Annotated in this window: 13 protein-coding genes; 3 read left to right on the plus strand and 10 right to left on the minus strand. The window is 75.3% G+C overall.

Going from position 1 to position 18,895, the window contains the following annotated elements:
• Nucleotides 1-47: 47 nt before the first annotated feature.
• From ACIRST_RS04735 to ACIRST_RS04775, 9 genes are all read right to left on the minus strand, one after another.
• Nucleotides 48-992, minus strand: coding sequence for an SDR family NAD(P)-dependent oxidoreductase (locus ACIRST_RS04735; protein WP_402800044.1), 945 nt, complete (start codon nucleotides 990-992; stop codon nucleotides 48-50).
• Nucleotides 989-2,281 carry an MFS transporter gene (locus ACIRST_RS04740; protein WP_402800047.1) on the minus strand — a complete coding sequence of 431 codons (1,293 nt, stop codon included), beginning with the start codon at nucleotides 2,279-2,281 and terminating at the stop codon, nucleotides 989-991. Before ACIRST_RS04740 ends, ACIRST_RS04735 begins: the two co-directional genes overlap by 4 nt.
• Nucleotides 2,278-3,504: an AMP-binding protein gene (locus ACIRST_RS04745; protein ID WP_402800049.1), complete on the minus strand. Its 1,227-nt coding sequence runs from the start codon at nucleotides 3,502-3,504 to the stop codon at nucleotides 2,278-2,280. The genes ACIRST_RS04740 and ACIRST_RS04745 overlap by 4 nt, the downstream gene beginning before the upstream one ends.
• Nucleotides 3,501-4,610, minus strand: a complete 1,110-nt coding sequence (locus ACIRST_RS04750; RefSeq protein ID WP_402800051.1) for a RimK family alpha-L-glutamate ligase — start codon at nucleotides 4,608-4,610, stop codon at nucleotides 3,501-3,503. The genes ACIRST_RS04745 and ACIRST_RS04750 overlap by 4 nt, the downstream gene beginning before the upstream one ends.
• The gene (locus ACIRST_RS04755; protein WP_402800053.1) at nucleotides 4,607-6,130 is read right to left on the minus strand and encodes a KamA family radical SAM protein; all 1,524 of its coding nucleotides are present in this window, start codon (nucleotides 6,128-6,130) and stop codon (nucleotides 4,607-4,609) included. The genes ACIRST_RS04750 and ACIRST_RS04755 overlap by 4 nt, the downstream gene beginning before the upstream one ends.
• 18 nt (nucleotides 6,131-6,148) lie before the next feature.
• Nucleotides 6,149-7,855 (minus strand): class I adenylate-forming enzyme family protein, encoded by a 1,707-nt coding sequence (locus ACIRST_RS04760; RefSeq protein ID WP_402800055.1) that lies wholly within the window; start codon nucleotides 7,853-7,855, stop codon nucleotides 6,149-6,151.
• A 252-nt stretch (nucleotides 7,856-8,107) separates the two neighbouring features.
• Nucleotides 8,108-9,454 (minus strand): flavin monoamine oxidase family protein, encoded by a 1,347-nt coding sequence (locus ACIRST_RS04765; RefSeq protein WP_402800057.1) that lies wholly within the window; start codon nucleotides 9,452-9,454, stop codon nucleotides 8,108-8,110.
• An 86-nt stretch (nucleotides 9,455-9,540) separates the two neighbouring features.
• Nucleotides 9,541-9,783 (minus strand): phosphopantetheine-binding protein, encoded by a 243-nt coding sequence (locus ACIRST_RS04770; RefSeq protein WP_402800059.1) that lies wholly within the window; start codon nucleotides 9,781-9,783, stop codon nucleotides 9,541-9,543.
• The gene (locus ACIRST_RS04775; RefSeq protein WP_402800062.1) at nucleotides 9,773-11,341 is read right to left on the minus strand and encodes an AMP-binding protein; all 1,569 of its coding nucleotides are present in this window, start codon (nucleotides 11,339-11,341) and stop codon (nucleotides 9,773-9,775) included. The genes ACIRST_RS04770 and ACIRST_RS04775 overlap by 11 nt, the downstream gene beginning before the upstream one ends.
• Before the next feature lie 353 nt (nucleotides 11,342-11,694).
• Between ACIRST_RS04775 and ACIRST_RS04780 the strand changes: the two genes are divergently transcribed.
• From ACIRST_RS04780 to ACIRST_RS04790, 3 genes are all read left to right on the plus strand, one after another.
• On the plus strand, nucleotides 11,695-13,695 hold the full coding sequence (locus tag ACIRST_RS04780) for an ATP-binding protein (RefSeq protein ID WP_402800065.1): 2,001 nt from the start codon (nucleotides 11,695-11,697) through the stop codon (nucleotides 13,693-13,695).
• Nucleotides 13,696-13,840: 145 nt separating this feature from the next.
• A complete protein-coding gene (locus ACIRST_RS04785; RefSeq protein ID WP_402800067.1) occupies nucleotides 13,841-15,403 on the plus strand; it encodes an MFS transporter in 1,563 nt (520 codons plus the stop codon).
• 115 nt (nucleotides 15,404-15,518) lie between these two features.
• A complete protein-coding gene (locus ACIRST_RS04790; protein ID WP_402800069.1) occupies nucleotides 15,519-16,886 on the plus strand; it encodes a carotenoid oxygenase family protein in 1,368 nt (455 codons plus the stop codon).
• Between the two features lie 167 nt (nucleotides 16,887-17,053).
• On the opposite strand, the gene ACIRST_RS04795 is transcribed toward ACIRST_RS04790, so the two are convergent.
• A complete protein-coding gene (locus tag ACIRST_RS04795; RefSeq protein ID WP_402800149.1) occupies nucleotides 17,054-18,751 on the minus strand; it encodes a GAF domain-containing protein in 1,698 nt (565 codons plus the stop codon).
• Between the last annotated feature and the right edge of the window lie 144 nt (nucleotides 18,752-18,895).

Consider the following 18,895-nt stretch of genomic DNA (forward strand, 5'->3'; position numbering starts at 1 on the left):
AGGCAGACGGGCGGGCGGGCTCAGGCCGGTCGGAGGCAGCAGGCGGGTCAGGAGGCGGCGGGTGCGGGCTGCCCGAGCCAGGTCCGGGCGAGGGCCTGGACGGCGGAGCCGTCGGGGTCGGCGAGCTTGGCGGCCAGGTACCCGGCGGCCCACGGGTCGGTGGGCACCCGGAACGGCGGCCGCCGCTCGCGCAGGGTGCGGACCACGACGTCGGCGACCTCCCGGGCGGGCCGGCCGGCCGACTCCCAGCCCTGGCCGCCGACCCAGTCCAGGTAGCCGGCGAAGGTGGGCGCGTACGGGCCGGAGGCGGCGTGGATGGTGGTCCGGTCGATGTCGGGGAAGACGCCGAACGCGGTGTCCGGGACGAAGCCGGGCACCACCACCGAGACCCGGACGCCGTGCGCCGCCGCGACCGGGGCGAGCGCCTCCATGAACCCCTCCACGGCGAACTTGGCCGCGCAGTAGGCCTCGTTGAACGGCTGGCCGACCACTCCGTGCACGCTGCCGACGGTGACCAGCCGCCCGCTGGCGGCGCGCAGCAGCGGCATCGCGGCCCGGCTGACCGCGGCGACGCCGAAGAAGTTGACCTCCAGGTTGGCGCGCAGCGCCGCGTCGGTGGACATCTCCAGGGTGGGGTCGGAGTTGGACACGCCCGCGTTGTTGACGACGGCGTCGAGCCGCCCGTACGAGCGGTGCACGGCGTCCAGGCAGGCGGTGACCGAGCCGGGGTCTGTGACGTCCAGCCGGCGGACGTCCACGGTGACCCCGGCGGCCCCGGCCGCGCTGCGCAGCGCGGCGGCCCGGTCGGGCTCGCGCATCGTCGCGACCGTGGTGTAGCCCGCGCGGGCCGCGGCGACGGCGGTGGCCAGGCCGATGCCGGAGGAGGTGCCGGTGATCAGCAGGACCCTTCCGGCCGGGTCGGCGAGTTCCTCCCCCTCGGGCGCGTTCATGCTCTCCTCGGGCTCGCTCGTGGTCTCCTCGGGCTCGTTCATGCGGTGCCGCCCTCCGTCCGCGGTTCGGCGGCGTCCAGCAGCGGCTGGAGGCCGAGGGCGGGGAGGAAGGAGCAGGCGGCGAGCAGGGTGCCGCCGGCCATCACCGCCCGGGCGGCGTCCAGGATTCCGAGCGGCCCGGTGAGCAGCGAGACGGCCAGGCCGCCGACCAGTGCGGCGAGCGGGATCACCCCCCAGGTGACGGTCCGGAAGGCGGCGTGCATGACGCCCTGGTTGTGGGCGGACATCCGGGACTGCCGGCACGGGGCGCTGCACACGTTGATGCAGGACATGAAGAAGCCGTAGCAGCCCATGGTCACCGCGATCACCGGTCCGGCGGGCAGGGCGGGCGCGGCGAGCACGCCGAGGCCGACCAGGCAGTGCAGCAGCAGCGACCAGGCCATCGTCCGCCCCAGGCCGAACCGCCGGGAGAGCCGGGGCGCGACCACGGCTCCGGCCAGTGCGCCGAGCGCGGCGACCGACATGGCCGCACCGAAGACGCCGACCTGCACGCCCAGGCCGCGGTAGGCGAGGACGGGCAGCACGGTGACGAAGACCGGCCCGCCGCAGTTGAGCGTGACGGCGGCCAGGACCACCCGGCGCAGCACCGGGTCGGCCCAGTTGAGCCGGAAGCCGCGGGCGAGCCGCTCCCGGATCGAGCCCTGCTCCACCGTCCGTTCGCCCCACGGGCGCATGGCGCGGAAGCAGACCGCCGAGACCAGGTAGCTGGCCGCGTCGACCAGCAGGGCGGCCACGCCGAGCGCGCTGTAGAGCGCGGCGGCGACGGACGGCCCGGCGACCTCGGCGACCGAGCCGCTGCCCTCCAGCCGGGAGTAGGCGCGGACCATGCCGTCCTCCGGCACCACGGCGGGGACGGCGACGAGGTAGCCGACGTTGAAGAAGATCGTCGCGCCGCTGATCACCGCCACGCAGCCGAACAGCAGCGGGGTGGAGAGCGCGTCCAGGGCGTAGGCGAGCGGGATCACCGCCACCGCGACCAGCCGGACCAGGTCGCAGACGAGCATCGTGCGGCGCTTGTCCCAGCGGTCGACCAGCACCCCGGCGACCGGCCCGAGCAGCGGGATGCCGAGGTACTGGGCCATCGCCACCACGCCGACCTGGAGGGCGGAGGCGTGCAGCACGAAGATCATCAGGGTGGGGACGACGAAGACCGTGACCTTGTCGCCGACCAGGCTGACGGTCTGCCCGGCCCAGAAGAGCGAGAAGCTCCGGCCGAGCGGCGCCGGGCGGGCCGGGTCCGCGGTGGCGGCACGGGCGGAGTCCGCCGTCACGACTCCTCCCGGACGACCAGGGCGGCGGTCTTGCCGGTGCGGCCGTTGCTGACCAGCTCCGCCACCGGGCGCACCCGGAAGCACCCCGGGTCGTGCTGGAAGGCCGTGCTGAGGGTGAAGGTGGCGGCGAACAGCTCCTTGCGCAGCCGCTCGACGTCCGGGGCCGCCGTCGGGTCGGTGGCCAGGAGCAGCAGCTCCACGGCCGTCGCCCGGCCGCCCCGCTCGGTGAGCACCACCTGGGCCCGGGCCACGCCCGGTTCGCGTTCCGCCCGGGCGATCAGCTCGTCCACGTCCAGCCCGAGGCCGCGGACCTGGACGACGCTGTCGCGCCGGCCCAGGACGCGCATCGCCGGCTCCGGGCGGCCGCACGGGCAGGCGGTCAACTCGCCCGCGTCGCCGGTGCGGTAGCGCAGCACCGGGTTGAGCACCGCCGGGTCGAGGCAGGTGAAGTCCAGCAGGCCGTCGGCGTCGGCGTGCACCAGCTGGGTCGGCAGCGGGTGGAAGACGTCCGCCGGGCAGTCCGGGGTGTTGGTGCCCACCACCCAGGTCTCGGTGCTGCCGAACATGCCCCAGCGCCGCGCCCGCGGGGCCACCACGGCCAGGTCCTCCGCCAGCTGGTCCTGCCAGGCCTCGCCGAGCCACAGCACCTTGCGCAGCGACGGCAGTTCGAGGCCGGCGGCGCGGGCGTGGGCGAACCAGAGCCGCAGCACGCTGGGCGTGCCGCCGATGGCCGTCACCCGGCGGGCGGCCAGGAAGTCCAGCCAGTCGCCGTACTCCTCCGCGGCGACCGAGCCGAGCGCGATGATCCGGCAGCCGGAGAGGTCGGCGAGTGCGGCGGCGAGGAAGTGCGCGCCCCACATCCGCCCGGCGCCCCAGGCGTTGACGAAGACGTCGGTGCGGTCGAGGGGCTGCCAGTGGGCGTGCACGCCGGCCATGTAGAAGCCGGTGGGGGCGTAGCCGACCTTGGGGGCGCCGGTGCTGCCGCCGCTCTGGAACAGCCAGGTGGCGGACTGCTCGGCGGCCGGCTCCAGGTGGGCGAGGGCGGTGTTGAGGTCGTCCTTGGCCAGCGGCGGGAGTTCGGCGAGCCGGTCCAGGGTGTCGGCGCCGAGGCGGTCCGGGTAGCGCGCGGCCAGGTCGGGGACGCTGCGCAGCCGCTCCAGGGTGTGCCGGGCCACGTGCAGCCGGGGCCCGGCGGCCTCGGGGGACAGCGAGAAGGCGGTCATCGGGGGTCCGTCCGGTGGTCGGTGGAGGTGACGGGCGAGGCGGGGGCCGGGTCGGGTGCGGGTGCGGGTTCGCGGACGTCGGTGCCGCCGGAGAGGTCGAGGGTGAGCGGGCGGGCGCCGTCGGCCAGCCACTTGGCGTGGCCGTCCCGGTAGGCGGCGAACCGGGCCCGGGTGACGTCCCGCTGGAGGGTGCGGTCCGGGTCGGTGAGGTCCGGGGCGATCACGCCGTCCGGCTCCAGCTCGGAGAACCAGTACCGCTCGCCGTCGTGCAGGAAGTCGACGCAGAAGAACGGGATCGGCAGCCGTTCGGCGAACCAGGCGGTGGCGGCGGCGAGTTCGGGCGGCACCGGCGGGAACTCCATGGCGCCGCCGCGGCTGGCGTTGGCGACCGGGGAGCCGGGTTCGGGGGTGCGCTTCATCACCGCGTACGGCCGGCCGTCGACCACGTAGACCCGGTAGTCGACGGTGCCGTCGCCCAGGTACGGCTGGATCACCAGGGTGGTGTCGCCGCCCTGGGCGAGGCTGGCCAGGCCCCGGACGTCCTCCGGGCCGCGGGCCAGGTTGATCCCCCCGCCGCCGCACCAGCCGGCGGGCTTGACGATGGCCGGGTAGGTCATGTTCCCGAGCGCGACCTCGTAGCCGTGCTTGGCGGTGTCCCGGCCCGTCCCGATCCGCACGGTCGGTACGGCCGGCACCGGGGAGCCGGCCAGGAACAGCAGGGTGGCCAGCTTGTCGTTGCCGATCAGCGACACCTGCGGCGGGAACGGCAGGTAGAAGCCGGCCTGTTCGAGCACCGCGTACAGCGCGTACTGGTTGAAGACGTCCATCGACTGGTACGGCAGCGAGTAGAGCGCGGTGATGAAGAGGGTGTCCTCGGGGGTGACGGGCTCGTCGTCCACGTACACCCGGGGCCGGCCGGGCGTGGTGGCGTCCACGGTGACCGCGTCCGGGGCGTGCCGGCTCCAGCGCAGCCCGAGGTCGGCGGCGCTCTCGGCGTAGAGGTCCCAGAAGAAGCCGTGCCACATCTGCGCCATCCGGGAGGACTCCCGGTCGGGGAAGATCCAGCACATCCGGCGCAGGCCGTCGGCCGGGGGACTGCTGCTCATCGTGCTCCTCGGGCTGCTCGGGGCGCCTGCGCCGCGGCGGGTTCCGGTGCTGCGGCGGGGTCCTGTGCTACGGGGCGTGTCGGTGCCGCGGGGGGTGCGTGTGCTGCGCGGGGCGCCGGTACGGCGGGGGGTGTCCGTGCCGCTCCGGGCGGGGCGGAGGGCCCGGCCCACCAGCGGCGGCCGGCCTCGGGGAGGGTGTCCACCGGGTCGTAGTAGGGGTGGCGCCGGTCGAGCGCGGCCTGCGGGGCGCCGCCGGCCTCCAGACTGGTGCGGTAGTTCTTGGTCCAGTACGAGATGCCGCGCTCGCGGTCGTACTCCACCGCCTGGTGCACCCAGCGCTTGCCGACGTGCGGGACGTCGCAGACCAGCCGCGGGGTGGCGTACCCGGGCAGGTAGCCCATGATCGCCTCCTGCAGGTGCTGCGCCCGGTGCAGCGGGGTCCGCCAGTGCTCCGCGCCCGGGACGAGGTCGCAGAGGTAGAAGTAGTACGGCAGGACGTTCGCCTCGCCCTGCAGCGCGAAGCAGAGGTCCAGCAGGTCCTCCGGGGTGTCGTTGACGCCGCGCATCAGCACGCCCTGGTTGCGGACGTCCCGCACGCCCGCGTCCAGCAGCGCCCGGGCCGCCTCGGCGACCAGCGGGGTGACCGAGCGGACGTGGTTGGCGTGGGTGTGCACCGCGAGGTTGACGGCGCGGCGGGCGGCGACGGCGGCGACCCTCGCCACGCCCTCCAGCACCGCGGGCTGCAGCCAGTGCTGCGGCAGGCCGACCACGGCCTTGCTGGCCAGCCGGATGTCGCGCACCGAGCCGAGGTCCAGCAGCCGCAGCAGGAAGGTCTCCAGGCGCGGCCAGGGCACGTTGGCGAGGTCGCCGCCGGAGACCACCACGTCGCGCACCGCGGGGGTGCGCTTGAGGTAGTCGAGCATCTGCTCCTGCCGGTCGGCGGGGCGCAGCCGCAGTCGGGCCTTGGTCACCTGCGGCGTGGAGGTGCCGACCAGGTCCATCCGGGTGCACTGGCCGCAGTACTGCGGGCAGGTGGCGGTCAGTTCGGCCAGCACCTTCGTCGGGTAGCGGTGGGTCAGGCCCTCCACCGCCCACATGTCCGTCTCGTGCAGGGAGTCCCGTTCGGCCAGCGGGTGGCTGGGCCAGCGCGGGTGGCGGTCGCTGCGCACCGGCAGCATGTAGCGGCGCACCGGGTCGGCCAGGAACGCCTCGGTGAAGGCCTCCGGGGTGGTGGGCGCGCCGGGTGCCATGGTGTTCAGCACCTGCGGCGGCAGCAGGATCGGCATGGTGGCGACGTCGGCCTGGTCGGCGGCGAGTTCGTCGTAGAAGCGGTCGGTGAGCAGGTCGCCGGCGACGGCCCGCAGCTGGCGGGCGTTGCGGACGGAGTGGGCGCGCTGCCACTGGGCGTCGCGCCACTGCGCCGCGGTGACCTGCCGCCAGCCGGGCAGCCGGCGCCAGTCCGGTTCGACCAGCGCCGTCCGCACGTACTGGTACGGCTGGCGGATCACGGGGTGGTCCACGGGGTGGTCCACGGCGCGCTACCGGGCGGTGAGGAGGGCGGCGTGACGGGTGCGCAGTTCGCGTTTGAGTACCTTGCCGGTCGGCCCGAGCGGGAAGTCCTCGGCCGTGCGGGCGATCCGGACGGCGGCGAGGGCGGCCAGCCCGGCGTCGGCCAGCGCCGCGTTGGCCGCGGCCCGGACCTCCTCGGCGGTGGCCTCGGCCGCGTCGGCCTGCAACCGGACCACGGCGACGGGTTGTTGGCCGGGGCCGGAGCCCGCGGGGACGCCGACGACCGAGCAGTCCTGGACGAGGCCCGCGCAGTCGGCCAGCAGCACTTCCTCGATCGGCAGGCTGTAGACCGGGCCGGTGGCGGTGTCGATGACGTCCACCGTGCGGTCGAGGTGGTAGTAGCGGCCGTCGGCGTCGCGGCGGGCGACGTCGCCGGTGAGCCAGTAGCCGGACAGTTCGAAGCTCGCGGTCAGCCGCTCGTCGTTCCAGTACCCCGGTGTCAGGGAGGGGGCGTCCACGGCGAGCAACCCGACGGCGCCGTCCGGGACTTCGGTGCCGTCGTGGTCCAGGACGGCGGCCCTGCGGACGACCTCCAGCGGCTTGCCGACGCAGCGGTCGTCGCGGTCGCTCTCCGGGGTGGTGACCTGGCCGAACAGCGCCATGCCCATCTCGGAGGAGCCCAGGCCGTCGATGAACTGCGAACCGGGCAGGGCGGGTTGCTCGGCCTTCTCGTGCGGCAGCAGCCAGGGGCGGATCAGCCCGGCGGGCCGCTCCCCGAGGGTGACCAGGCGGCGGATGTGCCCGTGGTGCGCGCTGTCGCCGGTGTTGAACCAGGAGTGCACCCGGGCCGCGCCGCGCACCGGCAGCTCACCGGTGGCGAGTTCGACGAAGGTGCGCGGGAAGGAGGCCACCATGGTCGGCCGGAAGGCCTCCATCACCGGCTCGACGACGGCGCGCCGCCAGTCGGACATCACCACGGTCGGCAGGCCGAGCAGGACGGCGGTGAGGAAGTAGCTGAGACCGCCGGCGTGGGTGTGCGGCATCAGCGACATCAGCCGGTCGTACGGCTCGGCGGGGAAGCGCACCATGCGCGGCTGCTTGCCGTCCCAGAAGGCGCGGTGCGCCAGCATGGTGGACTTGGGCGTGCCGGTGGTGCCGGAGGAGTGGATCAGCGCCACCACGTCCTCGGCGGCGTGCCGGTACGGGTGGGCGGCGGGCAGGGCGACGGCGGCGGCGTCGAAGGCCCGCACCTCCGCGGCGAGGGCCAGGAAGCGCGGGCGGCGCTGCGGGTCCTCGCGGTAGGCGGCGGCCAGCCGGGTGGTGTCGTCGGCGACGACACCGACCACCCCGACGTGGTCCAGGTAGCGGACCATCACGTCGTGCCGCATCGCGTCGTTGACGAGCGCGGGGACGGCGCCCAGCGAGGTGAGCGCGAGGAAGTGCAGCAGCGGCTCCAGGCCCTCGCCGATGACGACGGCGACCGGCTCGCCGGGGCGCACCCCGTTGGCGTGGTACCAGGCGGCGTAGCGGTCGCGCAGGGCGACCAGGTCGAGCAGGCTGTGGCCGCGCAGCACGACCTCGCCGCGGTGGTCGGTGCGGTGGGTGAAGACGAACGGGACGGACCGGTGGGGGTTCGCCGCGACCGCGTGGTCGAGGAAGTTGCCCGCCCCGAGGTCGGGTTCGGTCATCAGTCGCTCGCGGGCGGCGAGGGGCGCGATGGGACTCTGGTCGCTCATGGCGGTCTCCGGGCGTGGGGTGCCGGGCGCGGGTTCTCGTGGAACGGCGCCTGGGAGGGGGTGAGGGGGTGCCCGCGGGCCCGTCGGGGCGTGCGGGCGGAGGGGAAGAGCGGGGACGGCAGGACGGTGGTGACGCGGGGCAGGGGCGTTCCGGGTGACGGGGGACGGGGGACGGGGGACGGGTGACGGGTGACGGAGTGACGCGGGCCGGGTGACGGGTGACGGGTGACGCGGGCCGGGCCGGTGGCGGGGTCAGGCGCGGTCGAGGATCTCGGCGACCACCCGTCGGCCGGAGCGGATCGCGCCCTCCATCAGCCCGAAGAACGCGGTGCTGGTCTCGGTGCCGGCCCAGTGCACCCGCCGGTGCGGCGCGGTCAGCGTCGGGCCGAGCCGCACCCAGTCGCCCGGCCCCAGCAGGGCGGCGTAACACCCCTGGCTGTACGGGTCGTTGAGCCAGTCGGTGACGTGGAAGCCGGTCGGCTCGGGGAGCATCGGGAACAGCCGCGCCGCCTGGGCGAGGGCTTCGGCGCGCTGCTGCTCCGGGGTGAGCGCGCCGAAGCGGTGGGCCTCGGCGCCGGTGACGAAGCCGGTCAGGACGCCGATCCCGCTGCCGGGGGAGTCGTCCACGGTGGAGAGCAGCGGCCCCCGGGCGTTGACCGACCAGCCGGAGAGGCCGTGGTCGCGCCAGAGCGGCGCGGGGTAGACCAGGTGGACCTTGACGGCGCAGCCGCGGGCGGTGCGCTCCCCGGCCCGGGGTACCGGCGGGGCCGGCTCGTGGGCGATCGCGTCGGCGAGCAGCGGCGGCAGCGCCAGCACCGCGACGTCCGCCCGGTACGCGCCGCGCCCGGTGTGCACCGTCACCGCGTGGTCGTCCTGGTGGACGGCCCGGACGGCCTCGCCCAGCCGGACCCGGTCGCCGAGGCGCTCGGCGAGCCGCTCGCACAACTGGTGGGCGCCGCCGTCGATCCGGTCCTGCTGGGCGCCGCCGGCGAAGGCGTTGAGGTAGCGCAGGCCGCCGCCGGAGCGCAGGTAGAAGGCGAGGTGCAGGACGGAGACGTCGGCCGGATCGGCGGCGCACATCTCGCCCAGGAAGAGCGGGAAGAACAGCCTGGCGTCCGGGTGGGCGAGGTGTTGCTCGGCCCAGTCGGCGGCGGTCAGGGTGTCCAGGCGTTCGGCGTCCGGGGTGAGCCAGGGGGCTTCCGGCCGTACGGCGGCGGTGAGTTCGGCCAGCCGCTCGAACAGGTCGCCGAGGGCGACGGCGTCGAGCGGGGGGAAGCGGCCGTCCCGGGTGGCCGCCGTGGTGCCCTTCGACGCAGGGGCGGCCGGGGCGTCGTCGGCAGTCGGGTCGAGCGCGAAGCGGCTGGCGCCGAGCATTGTGGTGGGGATGGTCTTCAGCCCCAACTCCGTGATCAGCGCGTGCAGTTCGGTGTGCTTGTCGCCGAGGTAGGCCGCGCCGGCGTCCACCCGGGTGCCGGGGGAGGCCTCGATGCCGTGGGTGCGTCCGCCGACCCGGTCCCGGGCCTCCAGGACGGTGACGTCGATCCCGTGGGCCGCCAGCCCGTCGGCGGCGGTGAGGCCCGCCAGGCCGGCACCGACCACGACCGCCGATCTTCGCCGGCCGTCGGCTCCGCGACCGTCGGGTCTGAGGCCGCCTGGCCCGCGGCCGTCGCGTCTGCGGTCCTCGCTCATGCGGAGGCCGTGATGCGCTGCGCGAGGCGGGTCGGGGTGGGGGCGAGCAGGAAGTCGTCGAAGCCCAGCTCGACGCCGTGGGCGCGGGCGACGGCGCTCAGCACCCGGGTGGCGACCAGCGAGTCGCCGCCGAGGTCGAAGAAGTCGGAGTCGGCGGTGACGTCCTCGCGTTCCAGGACGCGCCGGAAGACGGCCACCAGGGCCTCCGCGGTGGCGGGTGTGGTGAGGTCAGTGCTCAAGGGAGGTCTCCTTCGACCTGTTGGGGGCAGCCGCGTAGCGCAGGTGGCAGCCGGCCCGGTCGATCTTTCCGCTCGGGGTGTGCACCAGGTGGGGCACGACGGTGATCCGGCCCGGAACGAGGTGGCCGGGCACCCGGTCCCGCAGGTAGGACAGCAGGTCGCGGTCCAGCCGTCGGGCCGGGGGTTGCGGGCGCGCCACCACGTACGCGACCAGGGTGGTGCGGCCGGCCGCGGTGGCGCCGGTGACGGCGGCGGCGGTGACGTCGGGATGCCCGGTGAGGTGCGCCTCGACCTCGGCCGGGTCCACCCGGATGCCGCGGACCTTCAACTCGCCGTCCAGGCGGCCCTGGTGGGTGAGCAGTCCGTCCGGATCGCGGCTCATCCGGTCGCCGGTGCGGAAGAACCGCGCGCCGTCCAGGGCGGTGAACCGCGCCGCGGTCGCCTCCGGCAGGCCGAGGTAGCCGAGCGCGACGGCGGGGCCTCCGATCAGCAACTCGCCCTGCTCGTCGAGCCGTTCGACGACGTGCGGCAGGGCGTGGCCGATCGGCGCGCGGGTGGTGCCGTCCCAGGTCCGCCCGGGTGCCCGTGGGCCGGCGAGGTCCACGGCGTGGGTGATCTGGGTGGTCTCGGTGCAGCCGTAGGTGTTCAGCAGCCGGATCGCCGCGGTGGGCAGCCGGGCCCAGTCGGCCAACCGGGCCGGACCGGCCGCCTCCCCGCCGATCACCAGCAGGCGCAGGCAGGACGGCAGTCGGTCGCCCGACTCGACCAGGTGGTGGACCAGTTCGTGCCAGAAGGCGGTCGGCAGGTCCAGCACGGTGATCCGCTCGCGCTCGACCGCCCGCAGGAACCGGGGGAACGAGCCGCTGTGCGCGTCCCGGTCCATGACCAGGGCCGCGCCCGTGGTGAGCGTCGGGAGGATCTCCTCGAAGCAGGTGTCCCAGTTGAGCGAGGCGAACTGGAGCACCCGGTCCTCGGGGGTGAGGTCGAACAGTCCGCCCAGTGCGCGGGCGGTCGCCGCGACCGCGCGGCGCGGTGTCACGACGGGTTTCGGCTGCCCGGTCGAACCCGACGTGAAGAGAATGTAGGCCGGTCGGTCCGGGTCGTGTTCCGGACCGCTCCCGACGGGGTTCGCCGGGAGGGTTCCCGGGGGGTCCCCGGGGATTTCCGTCGGTTCGGGTAACCCCCTTGACGGAAGGTCGAGTCGGAGGATGTCACCGGTGCTGCCGGACACCGCCGTACGGCACCGGGCGGCCGCCGCCATGGCGTGCCGGCGGGCCGTCGGGAATGCCGGATCGACGGGGCAATAGGTGCCCCCGGCGGTCAGCACGCCGAGAAGTGCGACCACCGTTTCCGGCGTGTGGAGCGCCGGCACGGCGACCGTGCCGGGATCCGGGCCCAGGCGGGTGGCCAGGGCGTTCGCCGACTCCAGGAGCCGGCCGTAACTCAGGGCGTGTCCGTTGTGGACAATCGCCGGACGACGGGGATTTCGACGTGCGATATCGCTGAACACGTCGAGCAGGTCGGGGACGACCCGGAGGGAACCACGATTAATTGACATGCCCGCCCCAAATGGCGCTGAGAAGTGCTCATCCGTGCTCGGCGAACGGCGACTCTACCTTCGAACATGCGTGGCGACAATGGATGTTGAGGGTGTTCTTCCAAGGGGTCGTGGCAGAACTGTGAACCACCCTCGGGCGGTACGGTCGTTCGGGTAAGGACGGCGCAGGAGAACGACTCTGACGTCACATCAGCACCGGCGGGCGGTACTTGCCCGCCCTTGGTGTCCGTCACCGCCCACCGGTGTCCGTCACCGCCCACCGGTGTCCGGGGCGCGACAACCACACGCGGGTCCCGTCGCGTGTAACCGGCGGGGACCGCAGGTCCGTCACCGACACGAGGGAGAGGAGCCTCATGGCGTCCGTCAAGGAGAGACTGAGCACCGCACGGGGCCAGGCGTTCATCGGCCGGGAGGAGGAGGTCGCGTGCTTCGCGCGGGCCCTGGCCGGGGATCCGCAGTCCCCGTTCGTGTTCTCCGTGGTCGGTCCGGGCGGCATCGGCAAGTCCACGCTGCTGCGCCGCCTGGCGGACCGCGCCCGGGCGACCGGACGGCTGCTCCTGGAACTGGACGGCCGCTTCGTCAGCCGGGACCCGGCGGACTTCGAGCGGGTCGCCGCGCCGTTCCTGGACGTCCCCGGCACGGTCCTGTTCGTCGACTCCTTCGAGCACTGCCAGTGGCTGGAGAGCTGGCTGTGGCAGCGGTTCCTGCCCCGCGCCGCCGACGACACCCTGGTGGTCCTGGCGGGCCGGCAGGCGCCCCAGCCGCAGTGGACCGCCGATCCCGCCTGGGCCGGCCTCCTGCACGTCCGTGAACTGCAGCCGTTCTCCGCGGAGCAGGCCCGGAGCCTGCTGACCACGGCGCAGGTGCTGCCCGAACTGCGCGAGCGCGTCCTGCGGTTCGCCGGGGGCAACCCGCTGGCGCTGTCGCTGGCCGCCGCCGCCCGGGTGTCGGACTGGAGCCGCGAGGACGTCTGGGCGCCCTCGGCCGACGTGCTGCGCACCCTGCTCTCGGGCCTGATCGGCGAGGTGCCGAGCGCGGCGCACCGCCGCGCCCTGGAAGTCGCCGCGCAGGCCCACTCCACCTCCGAGGAACTCCTCGCCTCGGTGCTGCCCGGCGAGGACGCCCACGTGCTGTTCGCCTGGCTCCGGGGCCTGCCCTTCATGGAGTCCACCCACCGCGGACTCCACCCGCACGACGCCGCCCGCGAGACGCTCGCCGCCGACCTGCGCTGGCGCGCCCCCAACGCCTTCGTGACGATGCGCGGACGCCTCGCCGAGGAGTACCTGCGCCTGCTGCGCGAGGCCCCGGAGGAACGGGTCTGGACCGTCACCGACGAGCTGTTCTACCTCTTCCGGGACGGCGAGATCGTGGCCCGGACGCGCACCTGGTCCCGGGAGGAGGAGGTGCACGACCGGCCGCTGCACCCGGACGACCTCGACGCCGTGCTGCGGATGGCCGAGCAGACCGAGGGCCCGGCCTCGGCGGAGCTGGTCCGCTACTGGGCGCAGCGCCAGCCGCAGGCCTTCAGCGTCTACCGCCTGGTGAGCACCGGCCGCGTCGTGGCGTTCACGGCCCGCCTCGCGCTGCCCGCCCCCGCCGACCCGCAGGACGTGGCCACCGACCCCGTCGTGGCCGCGGCGTGGGCGTACACCGAGGCCACCGCACCGGTGCGCCCGGGCGAGCACATCGGCATCAGCCGTTTCACCGTCTACCCCGAGCGGTACCAGGTGCCCTCGCGCGTCATCGACCTGAGCAGCTCCCGCGCCCAGGCCGAGTCCGCCCGGGCCCGCGCCCGCGCCTACGGCTTCGCCGTCTGGCGGGACGCCGAGGCGTGGTCCGCGCGCGTCAGGGGCAGCCTCACCGACACCGGTGCACGGCCCCGGGTCGGTGAGCACACCTACGGCGTGTTCGGGGTCGACTGGCGCCAGGTGCCCGTGGAGGCCTGGCTGCGCCACTTCATAGCGGCCACGGCCGTGCCCGCCCAGGCGGGCCCGTCCGGGGTCTCGCGCAACGCGTTCGACCAGGCCGTGCGGGAGGCCCTGGTGCACTGGCGCGACGCCGGTGCCTTCGCGGCCTGCGCGCTGCTGCGGGCCCGGCTGGCGGCGGACCTCGACGATCCGGTCGAGCAGCTTCGCGCCCTGCTGCGCCGGGAGGTGGACGAGCTCGCCCGCGACCCGCGCGGTGCGCGGGCCCGGGAGGCCCTGACGGCGGGCTACTTCTCCGGTGCGCCCACCCAGGAGGCCGCGGCCCGCCGCCTGGGTCTGCCGTACGGCACCTACCGGCGCCACCTGCGCCAGGGCCTGGACCTGCTCTGCGAGGCGCTGTGGCAGCAGGAGCTGTTCGGGCCGCGCTGAGCCGGCGGGCCCGGGCCACGCGAGGCCGCCGTCCCTGTTCCTGCTGAGCCCGCGGGAGCGGGTGGACAGGTGCGGACAGCGGTGGACAGTCCTCGCCCCGCCCGGGCCTGGCAGGTGGACAGCGCCCGGTCCGAGTCTGTGCGGCATGAACGTTGCGTACGGACACAACGGAGCGCGCCGGTCCGCCCGACCGGGGGCGGCGCTCGGGGCGCTCGCCGCGGCCCAGTTCACGGTCATGGTCGCCACCTCGATCGTGAACGTCGCGCTGCCGCAGATCCGCGCCGGCACCGGCCTCTCGGACGGCGGCGTCACCTGGGTGGTCAACGCCTACGGCCTGGCGTTCGGCGCGCTGCTGCCGGCCGGCGGGCGGGCGGCCGATCTGCTCGGCCGCCGCCGGCTGCTGACCGCCGGGCTCGCGCTGTTCGCGGCCGGCTCGCTCGCCGCGGGACTGGCCGACTCCGCGGGCCCGCTGATCGCCGCCCGGGCCGTTCAGGGCCTGGCCGCGGCGGCGATCGCCCCGGCCGCGCTCGCCCTCGCGGTGGAGCAGTTCCCCTCCGGCCCCGGGCGCGGCCGGGCCCTGGGGGTCTGGGGCGCGGTCTCGGGCGCGGGCGGGGCGGGCGGCGTCCTGCTGGGCGGTGTCCTCACCGAGGCGTGGGGCTGGCCCTGGGTCTTCCACGCGGTCGCGCTCGGGTCGGTCCCGGTGCTGGCCGCCGTGGTGGCGCTCGTACCGGCGGAGCCGCCCCGGGCGGCCCGGCGCGGGGCCGGGCGGTTCGACCTGGCCGGCACCGTCGTCGTCACCCTCGCCCTGACCGGCCTGGTCTGGGGTCTGACCACCGCACGCGGAGCCGGCTGGGGCGACCGGCGGGTGGTCGGATCCCTGGGCGCCGCCGTCGTCCTGCTCGCGGCCTTCACCGTGATCGAGCGCCGCCGGCCGAACCCGCTGATCCCGCCGCGGCTGCTCACCACCGGACGGGTGGCCGTGGGCAACCTCCTGATGGCGCTGCTGGGCTCGGTGTGGATCGCGCTGTTCTTCTTCCTGCCGCTCCACCAGCAGCAGGTCCTGGGATCGGGGCCGCTCGCCACCGGGGCGGCCCAACTCCCGCTCGCCGCAGCCAACATGCTCGGCGCCGCGCTGGCACCGCGGCTGTCCCGGCGGGTCGGGGCGACCACGACGCTGGTCGCCGCGCTGCTCACCGAGGCCGCCGGCCTGCTGTGGCTGGCCCGGATCAGCGCCGACGGCAGCTACGCCACCGACGTCCTCGGCCCGAGCCTGCTGGTCGGGCTGGGCCTCGGCACCGCCTTCGTCGGGCTCACCGCACTCGCGGTGGACGGGGTGCCGCCCCGGGACTCCGGGCTGGCCGGGGGACTGGTCAACACCACCCGCCAGGTCGGCGGCGCGATCGGCCTCGCGGTCCTGACGACCCTCGCCGGGTCCGTCACCGCCCACGCGGCCGCCCACCAGCCCCACCGGGAGGCCCTGGCCGCCGGCTTCCGCGCCGCCTTCGCGCTCTCCGCCGGCGTGCTGGCCGTCACCGCGCTGCTGGCCGTGCTCCTCGTGCGCCGCACCGGCGGGAGGGTCGCGACGGCCGGGCCCCCGGTGCCCGAGCCCCCGGCACCCGGGCCCGAGCCCGGGTACCAGCCCGAGCCCGAGCCCGAGCCCGAGCCCGAGCACAAGGGCGGCCGGGCCCGTGCCGAACTGCCCGGCTGACACCGGGCCACCGACCGACCGACCACCCGACCGACCATCCACCCGACCGACCATCCACCCGACCGACCGACCGTCCACCCGACCGACCGTCACACCCATCGAAAGGGCTCTCGGCATGACCGCCAAGCCGTACCTGACCGGCCACTACACCCCCGTCGCCGACGAGATCACCGCCACCGGCCTGACCGTCGAGGGCACCCTGCCCCCGGAGCTCAGCGGCCGGCTGATCCGCAACGGCCACAACCCCAAGCCCGGCGTCACCCCCACCCACTGGTTCAAGGGCAGCGGCATGGTCCACGGCATCCGGCTGCGCGACGGGCGCGCCGAGTGGTACCGCAACCGCTGGGTGCACACCCCCGCCCTGGACGGCGCGCCGTACCTGACCGAGCACGGCCCGGACCTGACGGCCAGCGTCGCCGGTACCCACGTCATCGAGCACGCCGGGCGGCTGCTGGCGCTGTGCGAGGCCAACCTGCCCTTCGAGCTGACCCCCGAACTGGAGACCGTCGGCGCCCACGACTTCGGCGGCAGGCTGCGCACGGCGATGACCGCGCACCCGAAGGTCGACCCGGTCACCGGCGAGCTGCACTTCTTCGGCTCCTCGCCCGTCCCGCCGTTCCTGACGTACCACGTCGCCGACGCCGGGGGCGAGATCATCCGCAGCGTCGAGGTCCCCGGGGCGAGCGCCGCCCTGAAGCACGACTTCGGCCTGACCCGCCACCACGTGGTCTTCATCGAGGGCAACGTGACCTTCGACCCCGCCGAGCACTCCGGCATCCCGTACGGCTGGCGGGACGAGCAGCCCGCCCGGATCGGCCTCATGCCGCGCGCCGGGGACGGCGCCGGGCGGATCCGCTGGTTCTCCATCGAGCCGGGCAACCTGCTGCACGTCGGCAACGCCTACGAGGACGGCCTGGGCCGCGTCGTCCTGGAGGGCCCCACCGTGGACGCGGAGGGCTTCCGCCGCTCCTGGAACTGGTGGGTCGGCGCGCCCGGGCGCGGCAGCGAGCCGCTCTCGCGCTCGTTCAACCGCCGCTGGGTGGTCGACCCGGCCGCCGGCACGGTCGACGAGCAGATCATCGACGACCTGCCGGTGGAGTTCCCCACCCTCAACGAGGAGTACCTCGGCGCCGAGCACCGCTACCAGTACGCCGTGTCCTTCCCCGACGACGAGGGCTACGGGGAGTACGGCATCGTCAAGTACGACCGGGTGACGGGCGCCCGCCGGATCCGCCGGATCGGTGACGCCCGACTGCCCAGCGAGGCCGTGTTCGTGCCCGCCGCGGGTGCGACCGGCGAGGACGACGGCTACCTGCTCACCGTCGTCTCCGACCTCAAGCAGGACGCCTCCCAGCTGCTCGTGCTGGACGCCTCCGGCCTCGACCGGGTGGCCACCGTGCACCTGCCGCGCCGGGTCACGGCCGGCATCCACGGCTCCTGGATCCCCGACCACGGGCCCGACGCCGACGCGGACCGGGGCTGATACGGGCCGGGGCTGATACGGGCCGGGGCTGACCCGGACCGGGTGCGGAAACCCGCTGCCGGGCCGCCGCCCCGTCGCCGCCCGGTCACCCTCGGGTGGCCGGGTGGCCGGGTGGCCGGGCGGCCCGTCGGTCGGCGGAGGGCGACCGGCCCCGGCGGGTGCGGGCCTCAGGACCCGATCGGGGCCTCCCAGGCCAGCCGGGTGCCGCCGCCCTCCGCCGGTCCGACGGCGAAGGACCCGCCGACCCGCTCCGCACGCTCGGCGAGGTTGCGCAGGCCGCTGCGCCGCCCGCCCTCGGGCACGCCGACACCGTCGTCCGTGACGGTCAGCACCACCCGCCCGGCGAGGGCGCGCAGCGTCACCTCGACCCGGGAGGCCTGCGCGTGCCGGGCGGCGTTGCTGAGCGCCTCGCCGAGGACGGCCACCACGTGCTCGGCCAGCTCCTGCGGCACGTCGGTGTCCAGCAGGCCCTCCATGCTCAGCCGGGGCGCCAGGCCGAGCGGCCCCTGCGCGTCGGTGACCACCCGGGTGGCCCGGGCGCGCAGGCCCCGGTCGGGCTCGCTGTGGGCGCGCAGGCCGAAGATGGTCGAGCGGATGATCTTGATGGTCTCGTCCAGGTCCGCCACCGCCCGGGCCACCCGGTCCGCGGCGGCCGGGCTCTCGATCAGCCGGCCCGCGCTCTGCAGCGTCATCCCGGTCGCGAACAGCCGCTGGATCGCCAGGTCGTGCAGGTCCCGGGCGATCCGGTCACGGTCCTCCAGCAGGTTCAACTGCTCGGCGTCACGCCGCCGTTCGGCCAGCTCCAGGGCGAGCGCGGCCTGGTCGGCGAAGCCCAGCAGCGGGCCGGTCTCCTCCGGCCCGAACGCCGGCTGCCCCTGCGCCCGGGCCAGCAGCAGCACGCCCCGCCCGTACCCGGAGCCGGTGCCCAGCGGCACCGCCACCGCCGCGCCCAGCCCGTCGAACCGGCCCGCCGGGCCGGCCGGGAACCGGGCGTCGCAGGCCAGGTCGTCACTGGTCACCGGCGAACCGGAGGCGTACGCGGCGCCGGACAGCGTGCCGTCCACCGGCACCGTCACCCCCAGCCGTCCCGACGGCACGCCGCCCAGGGCCACCTCCACGGCCAGTTCCTCGGCCCGCTCCTCCGGACCGGCCAGCGCCACCGACACGTCCGCCAGCTCGGCGCCGGATATCTCCCGGGCCCGCCGGGCGATCAGCTCGACCACCTCCAGGCGCGGCGCGCCCGACAGCAGGCTGCGGGTGATCTCGGTGCTGGCCCGCAGCCAGCGCTGGCGCAGCTGCGCCTCCTCGTACAGCCGGGCGTTGTCGATCGCCACCCCGGCCGCGACCGCCAGGGTGGAGATCACCGCCTCGTCGTCCTCGTCGAAGTCCAGCCCGCCGCGCTTGTCGGTGAGGTAGAGGTTGCCGAACACCTCGCCGTGCACCCGGACCGGCACCCCCAGGAAGGTGTGCATCGGCGGGTGATTGGCGGGGAAGCCGACCGAGGCCGGGTGGTCGGACAGCACCGGGCAGCGCAGCGGCTGCGGCTCGCGGATCAGCTCGCCGAGGATGCCCCGACCGGACGGCGGCGGCCCGATCGCGGCCATCTCCTCGTCGGTCAGACCGACCGTCAGGAACTGCGACAGCGAGTGCCCGTCCGGACCGATCACCCCCAGTGCGCCGTAGCGGGCGTCGACCAGGTCCGCCGCCGCCTCGACGATCCGGTGCAGCGCCTGGGCCAGATCCAGCTCACGGCCGACCGCGAGCACCGCCTCCAGCAGGCTGTGCACCCGGTTCTGCGTCCCGCGCGCCGCGTCGATCCGCCACTGGAGCTCCTCCAGCAGCTCGTCCAGGCGCAGCCGGGGCATCCGCGCGCCGCCACCCGCCGCGCTGCCGTCCGCTCCGCCCACCGCTGTCCTCCTCGTGTTCCGCCCTGACCGGCCGAGCCCGCCCCCGGCCCGGCTCGGGTGCCGTCCGACCAGCGGGATCTCCCCGTTCACGGTAGTGCCCGC

The organism is Kitasatospora sp. NPDC101447, assembly GCF_044767225.1.
In the GTDB taxonomy this organism is placed as follows: Bacteria; Actinomycetota; Actinomycetes; order Streptomycetales; family Streptomycetaceae; genus Kitasatospora.